This window comes from Rhodoferax sp. UBA5149 (genome assembly GCF_002413825.1).
Classification (GTDB): Bacteria; Pseudomonadota; Gammaproteobacteria; order Burkholderiales; family Burkholderiaceae_C; genus Rhodoferax.
Genome location: NZ_DHXT01000058.1, coordinates 3,992 through 4,777 on the forward strand (window position 1 = coordinate 3,992; position 786 = coordinate 4,777).

1 protein-coding gene and 1 pseudogene are annotated in these 786 nt (G+C 60.6%); both read left to right on the forward strand.

Annotation, left to right across the window (positions count from 1 at the left end; translation table 11 throughout):
- The coding region (argB, locus tag B3V69_RS04665) for an acetylglutamate kinase (RefSeq protein WP_296444250.1) at positions 1-483 on the forward strand (483 nt) is incomplete at its 5' end.
- Between the two features lie 58 nt (positions 484-541).
- Positions 542-786: pseudogene (locus B3V69_RS04670) on the forward strand (response regulator); the annotation flags it as partial.

Below are 786 nucleotides of genomic sequence, written 5' to 3' on the forward strand. Positions count from 1 at the left end.
GCCCAAAAACTCAAGATGCTGGACAACGCCGACCCCAGCATCGAGCATGACGTGGGCCAGGTCGGCGACATCGTCAGCATCGACCCCAGCGTGGTCAAGGCGCTGCAGGACGACGCTTTCATTCCGGTCATCAGCCCTATCGGTTTTGGTGAAAACAACGAGAGCTACAACATCAATGCCGACGTGGTGGCGGGCAAGCTGGCCACCGTGCTGAAGGCTGAAAAATTGATGTTGCTGACCAACACCCCCGGCGTCTTGAACAAGGCGGGTGAGCTGCTGACCAATCTGTCGGCGCGCCAGATCGACGACTTGTTTGCCGATGGCACCATCAGTGGCGGCATGCTGCCCAAGATCAGCGGCGCGCTGGATGCGGCCAAAAGCGGCGTCAACTCGGTGCACATCATCGATGGCCGGGTGCCGCACGTGCTGCTGCTGGAAATTCTGACGGACCAGGCCTTCGGCACCATGATTCGTTCACACTGATGCGCTATTGTTTTTATAGCTTATTGTGCAATAAACACGGGGGCTAGCGGCCTATTCGATGAGACCGCTGCTGGTTGAAGACGAGGTCATGATGGTCAGCGGCATCAAGCTGGGGTTGGCCGATGCCGGTTACGCGGTGGATTGGGTGGGCGGTGCCGAGCGCGCCTTGGAGGTCACGCGGCGCGAAACCTGTGACCTGGCCTTCATCGACCTGGGCCTGCCCGGCATGAATGGCTTGGCGGTGACGCAGAGGCTGCGCCCAGATGGCCCCGCATGCCATGCCGGTGCTGATTCTGACGGCGC